Origin of the sequence: Aeromonas sp. R5-3 (assembly GCF_040908225.1) — a bacterium.
In the GTDB taxonomy this organism is placed as follows: domain Bacteria; phylum Pseudomonadota; class Gammaproteobacteria; order Enterobacterales; family Aeromonadaceae; genus Aeromonas; species Aeromonas dhakensis.
Map to the genome: position 1 here is coordinate 67,915 of NZ_JBFODH010000018.1, position 17,398 is coordinate 85,312.

17 protein-coding genes are annotated in these 17,398 nt (G+C 60.7%); 5 read left to right on the forward strand and 12 right to left on the reverse strand.

Going from position 1 to position 17,398, the window contains the following annotated elements; genetic code table 11:
• Window positions 1-10: 10 nt before the first annotated feature.
• The gene (gene tauA / locus AB5Y95_RS08660; protein ID WP_368160579.1) at window positions 11-985 is read right to left on the reverse strand and encodes a taurine ABC transporter substrate-binding protein; all 975 of its coding nucleotides are present in this window, start codon (window positions 983-985) and stop codon (window positions 11-13) included.
• Between the two features lie 87 nt (window positions 986-1,072).
• On the opposite strand from tauA, the gene AB5Y95_RS08665 reads away from it, so the two are divergent.
• Complete coding sequence (locus AB5Y95_RS08665; RefSeq protein ID WP_368160582.1) at window positions 1,073-1,354, forward strand: hypothetical protein; 282 nt, start codon at window positions 1,073-1,075, stop codon at window positions 1,352-1,354.
• Between the two features lie 2 nt (window positions 1,355-1,356).
• Here AB5Y95_RS08665 and AB5Y95_RS08670 read toward each other — a convergent pair whose 3' ends face one another.
• Window positions 1,357-2,511: an ElyC/SanA/YdcF family protein gene (locus tag AB5Y95_RS08670; protein WP_368160585.1), complete on the reverse strand. Its 1,155-nt coding sequence runs from the start codon at window positions 2,509-2,511 to the stop codon at window positions 1,357-1,359.
• 482 nt (window positions 2,512-2,993) lie between these two features.
• Between AB5Y95_RS08670 and AB5Y95_RS08675 the strand changes: the two genes are divergently transcribed.
• Both AB5Y95_RS08675 and AB5Y95_RS08680 read left to right on the forward strand, forming a co-directional pair.
• Window positions 2,994-4,205: a NupC/NupG family nucleoside CNT transporter gene (locus tag AB5Y95_RS08675; protein WP_017765670.1), complete on the forward strand. Its 1,212-nt coding sequence runs from the start codon at window positions 2,994-2,996 to the stop codon at window positions 4,203-4,205.
• A gap of 181 nt (window positions 4,206-4,386) precedes the next feature.
• Entirely contained in the window at window positions 4,387-4,830 is a 444-nt protein-coding gene (locus AB5Y95_RS08680; protein WP_368160588.1) for an inhibitor of vertebrate lysozyme family protein, read from the forward strand.
• 69 nt (window positions 4,831-4,899) lie between these two features.
• On the opposite strand, the gene AB5Y95_RS08685 is transcribed toward AB5Y95_RS08680, so the two are convergent.
• Together AB5Y95_RS08685 and AB5Y95_RS08690 are read right to left on the reverse strand one after the other, a co-directional pair.
• Entirely contained in the window at window positions 4,900-5,442 is a 543-nt protein-coding gene (locus tag AB5Y95_RS08685; protein WP_368160591.1) for a beta/gamma crystallin-related protein, read from the reverse strand.
• 197 nt (window positions 5,443-5,639) lie between these two features.
• Entirely contained in the window at window positions 5,640-5,882 is a 243-nt protein-coding gene (locus AB5Y95_RS08690) for a DUF3297 family protein (protein ID WP_005302916.1), read from the reverse strand.
• A gap of 142 nt (window positions 5,883-6,024) precedes the next feature.
• Here AB5Y95_RS08690 and AB5Y95_RS08695 point away from each other — a divergent pair, with 142 nt between their 5' ends.
• Window positions 6,025-6,567 carry a metal-dependent hydrolase gene (locus AB5Y95_RS08695; RefSeq protein ID WP_368160594.1) on the forward strand — a complete coding sequence of 181 codons (543 nt, stop codon included), beginning with the start codon at window positions 6,025-6,027 and terminating at the stop codon, window positions 6,565-6,567.
• On the opposite strand, the gene AB5Y95_RS08700 is transcribed toward AB5Y95_RS08695, so the two are convergent.
• The 8 genes from AB5Y95_RS08700 to AB5Y95_RS08735 all read right to left on the reverse strand — a co-directional run bounded on the left by AB5Y95_RS08700 (window position 6,554) and on the right by AB5Y95_RS08735 (window position 15,971).
• Entirely contained in the window at window positions 6,554-6,880 is a 327-nt protein-coding gene (locus AB5Y95_RS08700) for a hypothetical protein (protein ID WP_368160597.1), read from the reverse strand. The genes AB5Y95_RS08695 and AB5Y95_RS08700 overlap by 14 nt on opposite strands.
• Window positions 6,881-7,093: 213 nt before the next feature.
• A complete protein-coding gene (locus AB5Y95_RS08705; protein ID WP_368160600.1) occupies window positions 7,094-8,074 on the reverse strand; it encodes a DUF2971 domain-containing protein in 981 nt (326 codons plus the stop codon).
• Window positions 8,075-9,118: 1,044 nt separating this feature from the next.
• Complete coding sequence (gene trpA / locus AB5Y95_RS08710) at window positions 9,119-9,925, reverse strand: tryptophan synthase subunit alpha (protein WP_368160603.1); 807 nt, start codon at window positions 9,923-9,925, stop codon at window positions 9,119-9,121.
• The gene (trpB, locus tag AB5Y95_RS08715) at window positions 9,922-11,115 is read right to left on the reverse strand and encodes a tryptophan synthase subunit beta (RefSeq protein ID WP_128836189.1); all 1,194 of its coding nucleotides are present in this window, start codon (window positions 11,113-11,115) and stop codon (window positions 9,922-9,924) included. Before trpB ends, trpA begins: the two co-directional genes overlap by 4 nt.
• Window positions 11,116-11,195: 80 nt before the next feature.
• Window positions 11,196-12,716, reverse strand: coding sequence for a bifunctional indole-3-glycerol-phosphate synthase TrpC/phosphoribosylanthranilate isomerase TrpF (trpCF, locus tag AB5Y95_RS08720; protein WP_368160606.1), 1,521 nt, complete (start codon window positions 12,714-12,716; stop codon window positions 11,196-11,198).
• Window positions 12,716-13,729, reverse strand: a complete 1,014-nt coding sequence (gene trpD, locus AB5Y95_RS08725; RefSeq protein WP_368160609.1) for an anthranilate phosphoribosyltransferase — start codon at window positions 13,727-13,729, stop codon at window positions 12,716-12,718. The genes trpCF and trpD overlap by 1 nt, the downstream gene beginning before the upstream one ends.
• A 15-nt stretch (window positions 13,730-13,744) precedes the next feature.
• The gene (locus tag AB5Y95_RS08730) at window positions 13,745-14,344 is read right to left on the reverse strand and encodes an aminodeoxychorismate/anthranilate synthase component II (protein WP_005359135.1); all 600 of its coding nucleotides are present in this window, start codon (window positions 14,342-14,344) and stop codon (window positions 13,745-13,747) included.
• Entirely contained in the window at window positions 14,337-15,971 is a 1,635-nt protein-coding gene (locus tag AB5Y95_RS08735; protein ID WP_368160612.1) for an anthranilate synthase component 1, read from the reverse strand. Before AB5Y95_RS08735 ends, AB5Y95_RS08730 begins: the two co-directional genes overlap by 8 nt.
• A 437-nt stretch (window positions 15,972-16,408) precedes the next feature.
• Between AB5Y95_RS08735 and AB5Y95_RS08740 the strand changes: the two genes are divergently transcribed.
• Window positions 16,409-17,290: a PHP domain-containing protein gene (locus AB5Y95_RS08740; RefSeq protein ID WP_368160614.1), complete on the forward strand. Its 882-nt coding sequence runs from the start codon at window positions 16,409-16,411 to the stop codon at window positions 17,288-17,290.
• Window positions 17,291-17,398 lie beyond the last annotated feature (108 nt).

Genomic DNA, 17,398 nt, shown 5'->3' on the forward strand with positions numbered 1-17,398 from the left:
TTTTGCGGGGTTAGCGGGCGTGAGCCTTGACGAAGCGGTCGGTCACGTAGTCGCGATAATCGCTGCCGGCGCTCTGTACCTTGCCTTGCTCCTTGAGAAAGCGGCTGGTGTCCACCAGGGTCTGGTTCACCAGATCCCCCAGCTCGGCACCCTGCTGGCTGGCGCTCAGGTAGCTGTTGCCCCTGACCAGCGCGGGCACATCGCTGGCCGGTACACCGCTCAGGCTGGCCAGCTTGGCGAGGTTGTCCGGCTTGGCGAGCCAGCCGTCGGGGTTGGCCAGGTAGTCGCGCTGGGCCGCCAGGGTGCTGTCGACGAAGGCCTGCACCAGATCGGGATGGGCCTTGGCGAACGCCTTGCGCACTACCCAGACATCCAGGGTGGGGGCTCCCCACTCGCCCACCTGGGCCGAGTCGGTCAGCACCTTGCCGCCCTTGGTCAGCTCGTTGAGGGCCGGTGCCCAGACATAGGCGCCATCGATGTCGCCCCGCTGCCAGGCGGCGATGATGGCCGGTGGCTGCAAGTTGACGATCTGCAGGCTGGCCGGATCCACTCCCCAGTGCCGCAGCGCGGCCAGCAGGCTGTAGTGGGTGGTGGAGATAAAGGGCACGGCGATGCGCTTGCCGGCCAGGGCCGCAGGGGAGTTGAGCCCGGGCTTGACCACCAGCGCTTCCGAGTTGCCGAGCTTGGAGGCGAGCAGGAACACCTCGATGGGCACCTGCTGGTTGACGGCCACCGCCAGCGGGCTGGAGCCTATGTTGCCGATCTGCACGTCGCCGGAGGCGAGCGCCCGCACCACGCTGGCGCCGCTGTCGAACTTGAGCCACTTCACCGTGGCGCCGCTGGTGCGGGCAAAGGTGTCGTCGGCCTGAGCCACCTTGGCCGGTTCGGCAGAGGTCTGGTAGGCCACAGTAACGTCCACGGCCCTGGCTTGCAGGCTGAGCAGGGTGAGCGCCGCCAGCCAGAGGGAATGTCCTTTTCCTGTCATGATATTGCTCCATCGGGTGAATGAAGCGGCAGTTTTCCCATTTATCGGGAGATTGAGGAAAGACCGAAAATATATGGATGATGAAATATGGTTCTTAGAAAAAGAACGGCAATTAAATCCGTTTATTCATATATCTCAATATGGCAAGTCGATATTTGGTGGCTGGCAATGAGTGCTGAAAAAATGCTGAAAATATCGGCAATCTTATTCGAATATGGCAATGCTTGCCCAGTTATTGAATATCGAACCGGTTTGGCTTATTGGACGGACAAAATAAAACCCGCCGGTTGGGCGGGTTGGTATGGGGCAGGGGATGCCGCTGAGGCAAGACGCGCGCAGGCAACGGGCCGGGTGAGCGTGCGTGCCTGAGCTCAGCGCTCCAGCAGGGGGGCGGAGCGGTAGCTCCAGAGCCCGTAGGTGCGCAGGGCATCGCGGTAGATGCCGAGCAGCTCGCTGTCGCTCACCTTGGCAAGCTCGGAGAGCGGCTTGTCGGGGTAGCTGACGCTGTCTATCCGGATCCCGGCGGGCCCGCTCTGCCAGCAGGCGATCTCCAGCAACGTCTGGCCCCGGCGCACATGGCTGGCGGAGCTCACCAGGGTGGCGTACTCGATCTGGTGGCGGGCGAGGGCATAGCCGCTGTAGAGGGCGTTCTCCACCGTGCTGGTGGCGTAGTTCTCCTCGATGATGCGGGAGCGGTCGATCCCCTTTTTCACCAGCCAGTCGGCCATCAGCTTGCCCTCGGTCTGACGGTTCTGGGGCACGCCGCCGGTCAGGATGATGAGGGCCGCCGGGTTGGCCTTGGCCAGCGCCCGGGTGGTTTCCAGCCGGCCCAGCAGGATGTCGTGCATGGAGCCGTCGGGATTGAGGGCATAACCCAGGGTGACGATGGCCCGGTTGCCCGGCTTGGGTGAGCGCTCCCCCTGCTCCTTGAGCGGGGTGGCGACGACGCGCTCGACCGTGTCGAAGATGCGCTGCAGATCGGCGGCCCGGCCGGGATTGAGGGTCGCCAGCTTGCTCTGATACCCCTTGGCGGCGGTCTCGTTGTGCTTGAAGGTCTGCCAGGTGGCGAGGTAGGTCAGCAGGTCGATGTCATCGGGCGCCGTGCTGAGGGCCTGCTCGAACAGGCCGATGGCCTTGTCCACGTTGCCGTTGTAGATCTGGGCGTTGGCCGCCGAGATGAGCAGGTCGGTGCGATAGGGCTCGAGCTGGTAGGCCTGCAGCAGCAGCTCGGTCACCTGCTCCATGTTGCTCGGCATCTTGGCGGTGAAGCCGGCGGTGGAGATGCGGGCGGGGGATTTGAAGATCTGCCAGGCGTCCGCCAGCAGCTGATCCACCACCTGGCGCTTGCTGATGTACTGGTCGTAATTCTGCTCCTTTTGCAGGGAGCGTACCGGGGTAGCCCAGGCTTCGGAAGGGAGCACGGCAGGCAGTGTCAGCAGGCCGGCCAGCGTCAGGGCAATCGCGGTTCTTTTCATCATGATGGCGTTCCACCGAAGGTTGATGGCTCCAGGCCATTCCAGGACCATGGGGCTTTTTCAATAAAAACATAAACTTGGTGATTGGTCAGTGTACCGCGTTGGGGCGTGAAAAAACGTGAACCGCTTCGGTTATCCGGGGAAGGGGGTGGTGTTTGCCCTATTCGGGGGGAGCGAGGTGTGGTTTTCCTGTGAAGTGGCTCAGTTGTGGCGCAATCCTGCCGCGTTTTCGGCGAAAGGGGCCATGACTGTGAAAAAGTTGACGGTGCCAATCGTTTTACCGCTTTTTCTGTGACTGCGATCACTGTACCATCGCCGCCCGACCTGCCACCTGGCGCGCGGCTCCCTGCGTTCTGGTTGGCGTCACCCGATACTCGCTGTCACCCGGAACGTGAATGACCCCAGGATGGGACCCGCCACTAACCTGTAGGTTTGTGGTCTGCGTGTCGCGGGGTCGGCACCTCTCCCGCCCGCTCCCTGCGATGCCTGTCTGCAGACTTGCCGTATGAAACTTCTCTCTTCATAGGTGCAAGATGACGCTGTTATTGAGTCTGGTCGGTATGCTGGCCCTGATGTTTATCGCCTGGCTGGCCAGTGAAAACCGCCGTGCCATCCGCTGGCGGACCGTGCTGGGGGCCCTCGCCCTGCAAACCGGCTTTGCCGCCCTGGTGCTCTACTTCCCCCCCGGTCAAATCATGCTCGGCGCCATGAGCAACGGCGTCTCCGCCCTGCTCGGCTTTGCCGACAGCGGCATCCGCTTCGTGTTTGGTGATCTGGCCAGCAACGGCTTCATCTTCGCCGTGCGGGTGCTGCCGCTGGTGATCTTCATCAGCGCGCTGATCGCGGTGCTCTATCACTTCGGCATCATGCAGTGGGTGATCCGGGTGCTGGGGGGCGGCATTCACCGCCTGCTCGGCACCAGCCGCGCCGAATCCCTGGTGGCCACCGGCAACATCTTCCTCTCCCAGGGGGAATCCCCGCTGCTTATTCGCCCCTTCCTGGCCGGCATGACCCGCTCCGAGCTCTTTGCGGTGATGACCTGCGGCATGGCCTCGGTGGCCGGCTCTGTGCTCGGTGGTTACGCCGGGCTGGGGGTGGATCTCAAATACCTGATCGCGGCCTCCTTTATGGCGGCGCCGGGGGGCCTCTTGATGGCGAAACTCCTGGTGCCGGAGCAGCAGCAGGTAAATGATCAGGCCGAGATCACCCTCGACAAGAGCGACTACAGCAACGCCATCGACGCCCTGGCGGGTGGCGCCATGAGCGGCATGAAGATCGCGGTGGCCATCGGTACCATACTGCTGGCCTTCGTCAGCGTGATCACCATGATCAACGCCGGTCTCACCACGGTGGGCGAGTGGTTCGGCTGGGCCGATCTCTCCCTGCAGCAGCTGCTGGGTTACCTGTTTGCGCCGGTGGCCTGGCTTATCGGCGTGCCGGCCAGCGAGATGATGGCGGCAGGGTCACTCATCGGCCAGAAGGTGATCATGAACGAGTTCGTCGCCTACCTGGACTTTGCCAACATCAAACAGGATCTCAGCGCCCACACCCAGATCATCATCACCTTCGCGCTGTGCGGTTTTGCCAACCTGGGCTCCATTGCGGTGCAGCTCGGCTCCATCGGCACCATGGCGCCGGAGCGCCGCCACGACGTGGCGAGCCTCGGCTTCAAGGCGGTGTTGGCGGCGACCTTGGCCAACCTGATGAGCGCCACCCTGGCGGGGCTGTTCGCCTCCCTCGGCTAAGCGACTCTTGCCCCATGCACACCCCGTCTCGCCACTGGCGCGGCGGGGTGTCGTCCATCTGGCGCCAGCCACTGACGCCTTGGCACGGCATGGGCTCGACAGGGGCGGGCGCAGGCGGTAGCGTGATGGCTCGCGGCCCGTCCGCACCCGTTCAGGCATTCATATAACAAGGAATCACACCATGGCCCGTTTCTCGCGCGCATTGGCGCTCTCCCTGCTGCTGGTCGGCGCCGCGCCGGCGTTTGCCGCCGCCACCTATACCTCTGATCTGCTGCTGTCGGCGGACTTCAAGGCCCCCTGGGCCAAGGCAACCCAGGGCATCAAGAACTTGCCCAAGTGGGTGCGCAGCGGCAACGGCACCAGCTCCCCGCTCGAAGCCGTGGCCGGCACCCCGTATCAGAGCGGTTCGGTCTGCAAACCTCACGACTGCGCCAGCCACTATATGCAACTGCTGGTGGATGCCAAGGCCAAACGGGTATGGGGCGTGCTGATCGACCTGCCAGATAGCGACGCCGCCCGCGAAACCCCGTCCAAGTTTGCCCGCTACACCTGGCTCGGCCAGCCGGACAAGGGGATGCAGGCCGCCCTGATGAAGCAGGTTGAAGCCGACCCCAACTGGCAGTAAGCCTCGAAAAGCAAAAACCTCTGCCCAGGCAGAGGTTTTTTTATGGCGAAGGAGTGATGGGGCAGGGCGCTAGCGGCTCAGGATCCGCACCGAGCGGATGCGGTTGTTGAAGTCGGTCGCCTCCTGCTCGCCGCCCTTGCGGGTGTAGTAGCCACCGCGAAAATCGGTCTCCTCGTAAAAGCGCACCACCCAGCCAGCCGGCACGGTGAAGGAGGAGATGCGGTTGGCAAAGCCGTAGCGGCCGAGATCCGCAATATCCCGGTCGATGCGCAGGGAGTCGCCGCTCTGGTGGGCACCGTCAAACACCAGCAGGGTGCTGGCGTCGTCCCCTTCGTCCAATCGGGTTGTCAGGCAGCTCGCCTTGGCCGCCTCGCAAAACAGGCTGTTGTTGCCTTGGCCCTGCTGGCAGCGGCGGCTCACCTTCTGGCGCGCCAGCCACTCGCTGCGCCCTGCATCGGCATAGACGCTGTTGAAGGGGGTCAGGGTACAGATGTGGATACGTCCGCCACCCTGGTTCTGGCCGTTCACCACGATCTGGGGATTGATAAGGATATCGGCGTGGGCCGCTGTGCTCAGGGTCAACAGCGCCAGCAGGACAAACAGCTTGTTCATGGATGAGATCTTGCCAGTTCAAGGGGCGGCAAGGATTGCCGAGACGCAGGCCCGATGCAAGAGGGGGCGGCGCCCGCTGCGACACGCCTTGCCCACCACAGGCGTCAAGATGAAAGACCCAAAGCAGAACACCGGCGCAAGGCCGGTGTTCTGAACAGCATGGCGGCGGGCCCGGCGGGGCACGCGGTCAGGGCGGCTTAGGCGTAGAAAGCCTCGACGGTACCCTTGACGGTGATCAGCATGGGGTTGCCATAGCGATCCTTGGCCTTGGGGGAGGGGATCTTCACCCAACCTTCGCTGATGCAGTACTCCTCGACATTGGTGCGCTCCTTGCCGTTCACGCGAATGCCGATCTCGTGCTGGAAGCACTCTGCCACATGGTGCGGGCTACGCGGGTTGGCCGCCAGGCGGTCGGGCAGGGCAGGTTTGTTGTCGCTCATTTTATTTACCTGAATGTGATAAGAAAGTGGGCCATTGTAGGCAATGCCCGTCATGGGCTCAAGGCTGGTGGCACGCAACTTCACCTTCACTTCACCGAGCGGGGATAAGGTAGGCTCACATTTTCAGTTGGAGCTTTACCCTATGCCCACCATAGTCACTCACGCCGCCGTCCCTCTCTGCCTTGGGCTGGGGCTTGGCAGCCGGATTATCCCGCCGCGCCTGCTGCTGGCGGGGGTTGCCATCGCCATGCTGCCCGATGCCGACGTGCTCGCCTTCAAACTGGGGGTTGCCTACGGCCATGTCTTTGGTCACCGCGGCTTTACCCACTCCCTGCTGTTCGCCTTTGCCCTGCCCACATTGGCCATGCTGTTTCATCGCCAATTTCGGGCCAGCGCCGCCACCGTCTGGTCGTTTCTGCTGGTGTCGCTGCTCTCCCACAGCTTGCTCGATTCGCTCACCACCGGCGGCAAGGGGGTTGGCTGGCTTTGGCCATGGCGTGACGAGCGCTTCTTTGCCCCCTGGCAGGTGATCCGGGTCGCCCCCTTCAAGCTGGAAGCCTATCTTACCGCCCGAGGTGAGGCGGTGGTCCTCTCCGAGCTCTACTGGGTCTGGTTGCCGGGAGCTGTGTTGATGCTGGTGTTGATGGGATGGCGGATGTGGGGAAGGGGTCCTAGGGGATGCTGAGACTGGCGGCCAAATGATGAAGATAGTCATAGCTGTGGCACTGGGCGGCGCAGAGGGCGAGCAGGGCTGATGCCTCCAAAGCGCCTTGTACCCAGTGCCGGAGCAATATCCACAGGGCATGCAGTATGCAGAGACCCAGGCTTACCAGATAAATGAGGGTTAACATTCCTTCAATCAAATCCGATATACCGTAGGGGTCATTAGGATTGTGATAAAGCAGGTCATAGCCAAAGGCGAGAAATCCGAGTCTGATCAGAAACAGGGAAAAGCAGAGTGTGGCCAGTTGTTTTATTTTTCGGCTGATTGTTGTCATGCAACGTCTCAAATATTCCAACGCTAACTTTTGGGGCTGAGATGAAGCAGAGCTGGGGCATCCATCTTTTTGAATGTTGGCGTATGCTACGCCTTACTCAGAAAGGTTGATGTCCCAGATTTGTGAAAATGACACCCACCCTCATGTACTAGTCATGCTGCAGCATATCAAGAAAGGTGGGCATTTTAGTTTTTGAGAATTTTGATGGTTTTGTTACTTTATGGCGACCTTATTAAGCTGATAAAGATGACTTTTTTTCTCCATTTTAAAGCGCTGATTTAGCGAAGTAAGTGATTTGTTTTTTCTAATTTTCACTAATGACTCAGCATGATCAGATTTACACCCAAAATAGACGCCGCTAATGGCTTCAGGGTTGATTCTAAATAAATGAATTGCAGGTTCATTCCAGTCATTAGTTAGAAAGAAAATCTCCTTTTTAATACTTTGGTCGCCCATGTCTTCATGCATTTCATATTCGGGTGGGAAAATCACTTGGATTTTCCCATCTTCCAAATCAAGTAACTTTATTGATGGGTCTTCCATGCATTTTTTTCTTACAAACTCATTGTCTTTACATATTACAGAGTCTGCATCGCTCAAACGTACAACTGAACGCTGCTCTTTTTCATAAATCCAATCATTAGATTTTGTGAATAAGATGGTTCGGTTAAATTTGTTCCAATGAAATTCATCCATATCGTCTGGCGCAGAAAGCTCAACTCTTGAAAAGTCGGGCATTTCTCTCCGGTAGTCAACTTTTTCTGGAAACTCAAAAACATCACCAAGGTAGTTTTTTCCAAAACGACTTAAGCGCCCATTTAGGTTATAAATGGAATCCATAAAAAATGGTTCATTGAAATCAAATTCAACGACAAATCCTCTATGCTCATCTGCATAATGTGCCCACATTAGTGGATTGTTGTAATCTTCAGTAAATGAGATGATTCCCAACGAAAAAAAATCACTTTGAATGTCCCCTACAAGGTCGTTAAGCATCGAGTCATCGACCTCATGAACATCCTCCCCCATCTTTCTATAGTATTCCCTTTGATTTCTGTCTGCATCTTTCACTTGGTCATTATTGAACCATCCTTCAAATGGATCATTTAGTGCAAGCACAGGGGTTGCTCTAATCATGGGGTCATCAAAAAAACTAGGTCGTAAAGGCATATATTTATAAAGAAATCTGTTCATAACACCTTCAAACAGCTAACAGTGATTAGATAGGATGAGTTGCTAATCCGATAGCAGAGTCTTCCATATGAATTCACTCTGCCTTGATAATTGCCACGGAAAAACCAAATTAAATAATTACCAATTTGCTTCTGATGCTTGAATGTATTCGCTCGACCTCCTCGTTTAATGTTTCCATTGCCCCTTTATAAAGAAATAGTGAAGGAGTCGGTGATGGCAAGCGTCGGCAAGGCTACCGCCCCTGAGTTACAGCCTCCAGTCTGCGGCCTTTAGCCTCAAGGTAGCAACAATCGCCGCCATGACGTTCTCCCCAGAGGTTGATTGTCGTTTGGCTATCTTAAGGTCTTTGCTCGGGACATGGGAAGAGGGTGTTGATAGAAATCTGAGCTGGTTCAACCAATTAGTGAAAGTTGTTGATTAAGTGAGCTGTTGGGTGAGTGGAAGTTCCCCTCACCCCAGCCCTCTCCCAGAGGGAGAGGGGGAAGATTCCCGTTGAAATACAGGCATTGATGGTTGGCACGGTTGTGATCCCCCTCTTATTCGCTGAGGCGAGTCCTCTTGTCCAGGCCGCGAGGCAGGATGCCGAGCGAGCGGCGTTGGGCCATGGACGGCCCATCGGCGCGTGCCGTTGGACAAGAGGGTGAGCCGAAGGTACCCGACGTCAGTCGGGCGAATAAGCGGGGGAGAAGACTTTTGGTGACTTTGGGTCTTTCCAAAGTCACTCGCCCAGGCCCGAAGGGCGGGCGAAACCCCGTCGAGGGCGGAGCCCTCGCATCCAGCGTGGCAAAGCCATGCCATCAGGAATATCTGCCGGCTCGGGCGTTCGTATTAACTCCGCCCGGATCGCGAACGTCCGAATACGCTGCGCTATTCGAACCTACGATTCGATAACGCCGCGGGATTATGGGTTCCCTCACCCTGACCCTCTCCCAAGGGGAGAGGGGACAAAGACGCTGTGAGCGGCAACAAGCAGGAAATAGAAAGGGAGCCTATCAGGCTCCCTTTCCGCGCTCACGGTCAATGGCATTTGACTAATGCCGCCCCTTATCGATTGGTCGCTGCCTTCATCCCTTCCACAAACTCTTTCAGACGGGTCAGCATATGCTCCGGGTTCTGGTGGTGGGTCTCGATGATCTTTACCACGGCGGAGCCGGAGATGGCGCCGGCGGCGCCGGCGGCGATGGCTTCACGCACCTGAGCCGGTTCGCTGATGCCAAAGCCGAGCAGGGCGGGGGGGGCATTGAACTCGCGCAGGGTATTGATGAGGCCCTCCACCGGCATGCCGGCCTTGGTCTCGGCACCGGTCACGCCGGCGCGGCTCACCAGATAGGTGTAACCATTGCCGAGCTCCGCCACCTGTTTCAGGGTCTCGGCGTCGCCATTGGGCGGGGCGATAAAGATGCTGTCGATGCCGAACTTGTCGGCAGCCGCTTTGTAGGGGGCGCACATCTGCACCGGCACGTCCGCCACCAGCACGGAGTCCACCCCTGCTTGCTGGCACTTCTCATAGAAGCCGTCAATTTTGCGCACATAGACCAGGTTGGCGTAGACCAGCAGGCCAATGGGCAGCTGCGGGTACTTGGTGCGGATGCGGCCGAGCAGCTCGAAGCAGTCGTCCGGGGTGGTGTGGCTGGCAAACGCCCGCAGAGCGGCGCCCTGAATGGTGGGGCCATCCGCCACCGGATCGGAGAAGGGAATGCCGAGCTCGAGGGCATCGGCGCCCCCTGTGACCAGCGCATCGACGATGGCCAGCGACAATTCGGGAGTGGGGTCACCCAGCATCACGAACGGCACAAAGGCGCCCTGATTGGCTTCGTCCAGGCGGGAGAAGAGTTGTGCGTAACGGTTCATGACAAGGTTCCTTCTTTTTCAAAGATGTCAGCGACGGTGAAGATATCTTTGTCGCCACGGCCGGAGAGGTTGACGATGAGCACCTGCTCTTTTTCCGGTTCACTGCGGGCCATCTTGAGGGCGTGGGCCAACGCGTGGGAGGACTCCAGCGCCGGTATGATGCCTTCGGATTTGGCCAGCTCCTGGAAGGCGTCCAGCGCCTCCTTGTCGGTCACCGAGGGGTACTCGGCGCGGCCGATGGCGGCCAGGTGGGCGTGTTGTGGGCCGACGGAGGGGAAATCCAGCCCCGCCGAGACGGAGTAGGACTCCTGAATTTGGCCCTGATTGTCTTGCATCAGGTAGGAGTGCATGCCAAAGAAGACCCCCTTGCTGCCGTGACCGAGCGGCGCACCGTGCTCGCCGCTCTCGATGCCGTGACCGCCCGGTTCGACGCCGATCAGGCGCACTTCAGGGTTGTCGATAAAGTCCGCGAACATGCCGATGGCATTGGAACCGCCGCCAACGCAGGCGATCACCGCATCGGGCAGCCGCTCTTCCTTCTCGAAGCACTGGGCCTTGGCCTCTTCGCCGATCATCTTCTGGAACTCCCGCACGATGGTCGGGAAGGGGTGCGGACCGGCGGCGGTGCCGAGCAGGTAGTGGGCCGACTCGTAGTTGGCGGCCCAGTCGCGCAGCGCCTCGTTGCAGGCATCTTTCAGGGTGGACGAGCCTGAGTGCACCGGAATGACGGTGGCGCCCATTAGCTTCATGCGAAAGACGTTGGGCTTCTGGCGCTCGCAGTCCTTGGCACCCATGTAGACCCGGCACTTGAGGCCGAGCAGGGCGCAAGCCAGCGCAGTCGCCACGCCATGCTGACCGGCACCGGTCTCGGCGATGATCTCGCTCTTGCCCATCCGCTTGGCCAGCAGCGCCTGACCCAGCACCTGGTTGGTCTTGTGGGCGCCGCCGTGCAGCAGGTCTTCACGCTTCAGATAGAGGCGGGTCTTGGTGCCCTTGGTCAGATTGCGGGTCAGGGTGAGCGGGGTCGGACGACCGGCATACTCGGTCAGCAGGGTCTGAAACTCGGCGATAAAGGCCGGATCATCCTTGGCATCGACAAAGGCCTTCTCCAGCTGGAGCAGGGCGGGGATGAGGATCTGGGGCACGTACATGCCGCCAAATTCACCAAAAAACGGGTTGAGCAGGGTCATGGTTTCTTCCTTGTATCTTGAGTCGAAAACGGAACATCAATTACGAAACAGCGATTCAGTAGTGGCCTCACAGGGCGCGCTTACAGTTGGCGCAGGGCGGCAAACGCAGCCGCCAGCTTGTGCGCATCCTTCTGGCCCGGTGCACTCTCTACCCCGGAGTTGAAATCAAGGCCGAGGCAGCCCACTTGCGCGGCTTGCAGGGCGTTGTCGGGGTTAAGGCCGCCCGCCAGCATCAGCTTGGCTTTATCGAGATTGGCCAGCAGGGCCCAGTCGAATGCCTGACCGGTGCCGCCGCTCTGGCTGCCTACTTTGGTATCGAGCAGCAGGCGATCCGCCGGATAGTCGAGGGCGGGCAGCGGTTCGCCGCTTTCTTTGCCGAGAGAGACGCCTACGGCTTTCCAGATCTGGCAGCCAGCCGGCAGCAGTGCGCGCAGACCCTCGATATAGGCGGCATCTTCATCCCCGTGCAGCTGCACCGCGGCGAGGCCAAGCGCCTCCACCGTCTTGACGAGGGTGGCGGGCTGGGCATTGCGAAATACCCCGACGTAGGAGAGCGGCGCGCCCGCCATCACGGCGCGGGCGGCGGGAATGTCGACATAGCGCGGGCTTTTGGCCACAAAGATAAGACCCCCGAACACCGCACCTGCCTGATGGGCGGCGGCGGCATCCTCGGCGCGGGTCAGGCCGCACACCTTGTTCTGGCCCAGTACCAGCTTGCGTACCGCCGCCTCCAGATCCGGCTCGGCCATCAGGGAAGAGCCCACCAGAAAGCCCTTGGCATGGTGGCGCAGATCCGCCACCTGGGCGCGGTGGTTGATGCCGGACTCGCTGATCACCACCCGATCGGCCGGAGCTTTTTGTGACAGGATGGCGGCCAGCTGTTTGGTGCGGTTCAGATCCACGCTCAAGTCCCGCAGATCCCGGTTGTTGATGCCGATCACCGGCGCCCCCAGCGCGATGGCTCGGGTCAGCTCCTCTTCATTGCTCACCTCGGTGAGCACCCCAAGACCCAGCTCTTTGGCCACCGCGAACAGGGCGCGATAGCCCTCGTCGGTGAGCACCGAGAGCATCAGCAGGATGGCGTCCGCCTGATAGTGGCGGGCCAGATAGACCTGATAGGGGTCAATCATGAAATCCTTGCAGAGCACCGGCTGCGATATGCGACCGCGCACCCGCGGCAAAAAGGCGAAATCCCCCTGAAAGAACTTCTCGTCGGTCAGCACCGAGATGGCGGTGGCGTATTTGCCATAGATGTCGGCGATCGCCTCCGGGCTGAAGTCGTTGCGGATCAAGCCCTTGGAGGGGGAGGCCTTCTTGCACTCCAGAATGAAGCGGGTGGAGCCCGCCTTGAGCGCGCCAACGAAATCCCGATCGCTTGGGGTCAGCGCGCTCTGGAAGCTCGCCAGCGGCTGGGCCAGCTTGCGGGCGGCAACCCACTCCTGCTTGGCCGCCACGATTTTGCCGAGAATGGTCTGGCTGATGGAGGCCATGTTCAGAAAAGCATGGGGGGCAATAAGGTCTGACATCTCGTTATCCTTGCGAAGCTGGCTCTTGCCCTGCGGGCGTTCTGAATGACTGCTGTGCAGAGTCGTGGCTGACATCATGCCTCCTGATGACTCAAGGTGGCGAGCCGGGCGGCGAGCTCCGCCGTCTTGCCGCTCGCCAGTACCGCCAGCACCTCGGCCGCCGCGCTCTTGAGATCGGTCGCCTTGTCTGCCATCAGCAGCAGCGGTGCCACGTTGGCGGCGATGGCGGCGTTGTGGGCCGGGGTGCCACGCCCTTCCAGAATGGCGGCGGTGATGGCGCGGTTCTCTTCAGGCTCTCCCCCCTGAATGGCGCTGACCGGATAGGTCTCGAGGCCAAAGTCAGCCGGGGTGAGCAGAAACTCGCGGATCTCGCCGTCACGGATCTGGGCCACCTGGGTCGGGCCGTGGATGGCAATCTCATCCAGCCCGGCACCGTGCACCACCATACCGGTTTTCAGCCCCAGTGCCAGCAGGGTTTCTGCGATGGGGCGCACCAGCTCGGGGGCATAGACCCCCATCAGTTGATAGGTGGGGCGAGCGGGGTTGATAAGCGGCCCCAGCACGTTGAACAGGGTGCGGGTCTTGAGGGCCTGACGCACCGGCATGGCGTGGCGCACCCCGGCGTGGTACTGGGGGGCGAACAGGAAGCAGATGCCGAGCTCGTCCAGACAGCGGCGCGCCTGGGCCGGGCTCATGTCGAGCTTGATGCCCATTTTGTCCAGCAGATCGCTCGAACCCGACTTGCTCGAGACCGAGCGGTTGCCGTGCTTGGCCACTTTCAGGCCGCAGGCGGCAGCGACCAGCGCCGAGGTGGTGGAGACGTTGATGGTGTTGAGGCCATCGCCACCGGTGCCGACGATATCGCAGAACTCGTAATCCGGACGCGGGAAGTCGCGCGCTTCCGCCAGCAAGGCCTCGGCGGCGCCGGCGATCTCCTCCGGGGTCTCCCCCTTGATCTTGAGGGCGGTCAGCAAACTGGCGAGCACGATGGGATCCACTTCGCCACGTACCACTTGGCCGAAGGCGTCGCGGGTATTTTCACGGCTCAGAGACTGACCCTGATAGAGGGTGTTGAGATGTTGATGCATGTTGGTCTCCTTACCTTAACGCACGCTGCTTTCTGGGCGGGTGATATGGGCGAGCGCCTGGGTCAGCAGGCGGGCCCCTTCCGAGGTCATGATGGATTCCGGGTGGAACTGGAAACCCAGCACCCGCTCATCCTGCTGCTCGATGGCCATGGGCATGCCCTGATAGTGGGCAATCACCGTCAGCTCTTCCGGTACATAGGTGGCGACCAGCGAGTGGTAGCGGGCCACCGGCAGCGGGCTCGGCAGACCGGCGAAGGCACCGTGGCCGTTGTGCTCAATCAGGGAGCGCTTGCCGTGGACGATCTCGCCTGCCGCGCCGACGGTGCCGCCGTAGGCTTCGCACAGGGCCTGATGACCGAGGCAGATACCGAGGATGGGCACCTGACCACGAGCCAGCTTGATGAGGTCGATGAGGCAACCCGCTTCATGGGGGGCGCCCGGGCCCGGTGAAAGCACCAGCACGGCGTCTCCTTCACAGGCGGCGATCTCGCTCATGATGCGGCTGGCCGGCAGGCTGTTGCGGTAGATCCGCACCGGATAGCCGAGGGAGCGGAACTGGTCGACGAGGTTGTAGGTAAAGGAGTCGAAGTTGTCGAGCAGGAAGATATTAGTCATGGCTCACGTCCTTATGTTGCTCCTGCTGGGCGCTCAGGGCTTGCAGGGAGGTGCCATGGCTGGCAGCGATGGCGGCCAGCACGGCGGCCGCCTTGGCGCGGGTTTCGTCCGCTTCGGCTTGCGGCTTGGAGTCATAGACCACCCCGGCACCGGCCTGCACATGGGCAATGCCATCTTTGACAAAGGCGGAGCGGATGACGATGCAGGTATCCATCTCGCCGGCGCCGTTGATGTAGCCGACCGCGCCGCCGTAGCTGCCGCGGCGCTTGCCTTCCACCATGCGAATAAGCTCGCTGGCGCGGATCTTGGGTGCGCCGGTGAGGGTGCCCATGTTCATGCAGGCCTGATAGGCGTGCAGGGCGTCAAGGTCAGAGCGCAAGGTGCCGACCACCTTGGAGACCAGATGCATCACGTGGCTGTAGCGATCCACTTTCAGCAGCTCCTTGACGTAGCGGGTGCCGGGCTCCGAGATGCGGGCGATGTCGTTGCGGCCCAGATCCACCAGCATCAGGTGTTCGGCCACCTCTTTTTCGTCCTGACGCAGTTCCAGCTCGATGCGGCCGTCCAGATCCCGGTTGATGCTGCCATCGGGGTTGAAGCCGCGGCGGCGGGTGCCGGCGATGGGGTACATCTCCACGTCGCGGCTGGTGGCGCAGAATTTCACCGCGCTCTCGGGCGAGGCGCCAAACAGGGTAAAGCCCTCGTCCTGCACGTAGAACATGTAGGGGCTGGGGTTGGTCTGCTTGAGGCGGCGATAGGCGGCGATGGGGCTGGGGCAGGGCAGGGAGAAGCAGCGTGACGGCACCACCTGGAAGATGTCGCCACGGCGGATAAAGCCCTTGAGTTTCTCCACCTCGGCGCAGAACTGCTTGTCGCTCTTGTCCACGCTCATGCCGCCGGCGAGGGCCGGGGTGGCCGGGGCCTGTGCAGGGGCTTGCTGGCAGGCGTGCTTGAACTGGGCGAGACGCTCGCTCAGGCGGTGGTATCTGTCTTCCACCCGGCTCTCGTCGCTGTCGCCGCCGAAGATGCAGGCGAGCAGCGCAGTGGAGCGCGCGATGTGGTCGATGGTGATCAGGGTCTCGGCCACGTAGAAGCAGTAGTCGGGGCAGTCGTTGCTCCCCTCCGGTACCTCGGGCAGATCTTCAAAAGAGGCGATGAGGTCGTAGGCGAAGCTGCCGGCCATGAAGAGCGCCTCTTTGCCGAGCTGGCAATCAAGCTCCCGCTGCAGGGTGCGCAGCACGTCCAGCACGCTGATCCCCTTGAGACGGCTGTCTTCGTCCTGCTCCCGATCGGAGGCCGGGAAGTCGAGCTGCAGCTCGCCGGCCACCAGGCTCTGGGTAACGGCGGCGGGCAGGCGTTCGGCCAGCAGGCTCTGCAGCTGGGCGCCGTTGTCGTTGAGGCTGCGCACCCGCACGGTGCGGCCACGGCACTCGATGCGCAGGCAGGCGTCCACCAGCAGCAGGCTCTGTTTGCCGGCCTTGGAGTCGATCTCGACCGATTCCAGCAGCAGGTTGTTGGGGCGACCCTGGCAGAGCTCGCTGTAGAGTGCCAGCGGATCGGCCACATAGGGGGCGTTAAGGGTGAGGGTATCGAATTCACCCAGAGGAAGGCGATGGCTGGCTGTCATAGTGCGTTCCCTTGCGTGTGATGCTGTTTACCGATGTTCATGACGTTGAATTCCTTGAAAATTTAATGGGTCTGGGGTGGCTGGTTCAGGGGCGCCATCGCCAGGTCAGCTTGCTTGTCTGAATTCTCGGTTTCATCACAGGTCCATTTGCCGGATAATAAAAAAGCCCGCTGGGGTCAGCGGGCTTTTTCTTTGGGTTCTTTATTTGCTGTCAGATTTACAGGTACAGCAACGACCACACGCCCGCATGTCAGGGAGTGTGCCACCACCAGATGGTCAGGATGGAAGTCGTTTGCATGATAAAGTCCTGTAAAAAGATGTTTGCAATGAAGTGCCTACAGAAAACGATAAAGCCGCGGCCAAGTCAAGTCGCTTTTTAGCCTTCTTTCACCGAATGTGTACCCATGGTGACCTGACCACGAGAGCGGAATAATCTGATGAGATTCGATCTACACTGCCATTCCACGGCCTCGGACGGGGTGCTGAGCCCCACCGAACTGGTGCGCCGCGCCGCCGACAAACAGGTCGAGGTGTTAGCAGTTACTGACCACGATACCCTTGCCGGGCTTGATGAGGTGCGCCGCACCATCGAGAATGAGCAACTGCCGCTGCGGCTGGTGAGCGGGGTCGAGATCTCCACCGGCTGGGAGCATCACGAGATCCATATCGTGGCGCTGGGGGTGGATGAAAAAAATGTGGCGCTCACCGATTTTTTGGTCGGCCAACAGGCTCGTCGCGAAGCGCGCGCCCAGGAAATAGGGCGTCGTCTGGAGAAGTGTCTCATTCCCGGCACCTATGAAGAGGCCAAGCAGCTTGCTGGCGATGCCGCCGTGACCCGGGCCCACTTTGCCCGGGTGCTGGTGGCGCGCGGGGTGGCCGACAACATGCAGAAGGTATTCAAAAAGTACCTGAGCCGGGGCAACAAGGGCTATGTGCCGGCCGAGTGGCCCGAGATGGGCGAGGCGATCAGCGCCATTCACGGCGCCGGTGGCCTGGCGGTGCTGGCCCACCCGAGCCGCTACGATCTCACCGCCAAGTGGATCAAGCGGCTGCTGGTAGCCTTCAAGGCAGCAGGCGGCGATGCCATGGAGGTCTCCCTGCCCCAGCAGAGCCCGCAGGAGCGGGCGAATCTCGGCCAGTGGGCCAAAGAGCACGACCTCTACATCTCGGTGGGGTCGGATTTTCACTTCCCCTCCAACTGGACCGAGCTGGGTCGCCACCTCTGGTTGCCCAAGGAGGGGATGCCGGTATGGTTGGCGTATCCCGGTCACTTTGGGCTTACCACCGAGCAACACGCAGAGTTGCTGGCGAGCCGGTAACAGCATTTGCGAAATATGGAACACACCTGACAAGAGGGTATGGCCATATTTATGACTGGCGTATCCCGGTTACTTCGGGCTTACCACTGAGCAACACGCAGAGTTGCT

What these genes read in the sequence shown, in the direction of transcription:
- tauA (WP_368160579.1), bottom strand. Translation starts at nt 985, where the DNA reads ATGACAGGAAAAGGACATTCCCTCTGGCTGGCGGCGCTCACCCTGCTC.
- AB5Y95_RS08665 (WP_368160582.1), top strand. Translation starts at nt 1,073, where the DNA reads ATGGTTCTTAGAAAAAGAACGGCAATTAAATCCGTTTATTCATATATC.
- AB5Y95_RS08670 (WP_368160585.1), bottom strand. Translation starts at nt 2,511, where the DNA reads ATGGTCCTGGAATGGCCTGGAGCCATCAACCTTCGGTGGAACGCCATC.
- AB5Y95_RS08675 (WP_017765670.1), top strand. Translation starts at nt 2,994, where the DNA reads ATGACGCTGTTATTGAGTCTGGTCGGTATGCTGGCCCTGATGTTTATC.
- AB5Y95_RS08680 (WP_368160588.1), top strand. Translation starts at nt 4,387, where the DNA reads ATGGCCCGTTTCTCGCGCGCATTGGCGCTCTCCCTGCTGCTGGTCGGC.
- AB5Y95_RS08685 (WP_368160591.1), bottom strand. Translation starts at nt 5,442, where the DNA reads ATGAACAAGCTGTTTGTCCTGCTGGCGCTGTTGACCCTGAGCACAGCG.
- AB5Y95_RS08690 (WP_005302916.1), bottom strand. Translation starts at nt 5,882, where the DNA reads ATGAGCGACAACAAACCTGCCCTGCCCGACCGCCTGGCGGCCAACCCG.
- AB5Y95_RS08695 (WP_368160594.1), top strand. Translation starts at nt 6,025, where the DNA reads ATGCCCACCATAGTCACTCACGCCGCCGTCCCTCTCTGCCTTGGGCTG.
- AB5Y95_RS08700 (WP_368160597.1), bottom strand. Translation starts at nt 6,880, where the DNA reads ATGACAACAATCAGCCGAAAAATAAAACAACTGGCCACACTCTGCTTT.
- AB5Y95_RS08705 (WP_368160600.1), bottom strand. Translation starts at nt 8,074, where the DNA reads ATGAACAGATTTCTTTATAAATATATGCCTTTACGACCTAGTTTTTTT.
- trpA (WP_368160603.1), bottom strand. Translation starts at nt 9,925, where the DNA reads ATGAACCGTTACGCACAACTCTTCTCCCGCCTGGACGAAGCCAATCAG.
- trpB (WP_128836189.1), bottom strand. Translation starts at nt 11,115, where the DNA reads ATGACCCTGCTCAACCCGTTTTTTGGTGAATTTGGCGGCATGTACGTG.
- trpCF (WP_368160606.1), bottom strand. Translation starts at nt 12,716, where the DNA reads ATGTCAGCCACGACTCTGCACAGCAGTCATTCAGAACGCCCGCAGGGC.
- trpD (WP_368160609.1), bottom strand. Translation starts at nt 13,729, where the DNA reads ATGCATCAACATCTCAACACCCTCTATCAGGGTCAGTCTCTGAGCCGT.
- AB5Y95_RS08730 (WP_005359135.1), bottom strand. Translation starts at nt 14,344, where the DNA reads ATGACTAATATCTTCCTGCTCGACAACTTCGACTCCTTTACCTACAAC.
- AB5Y95_RS08735 (WP_368160612.1), bottom strand. Translation starts at nt 15,971, where the DNA reads ATGACAGCCAGCCATCGCCTTCCTCTGGGTGAATTCGATACCCTCACC.
- AB5Y95_RS08740 (WP_368160614.1), top strand. Translation starts at nt 16,409, where the DNA reads ATGAGATTCGATCTACACTGCCATTCCACGGCCTCGGACGGGGTGCTG.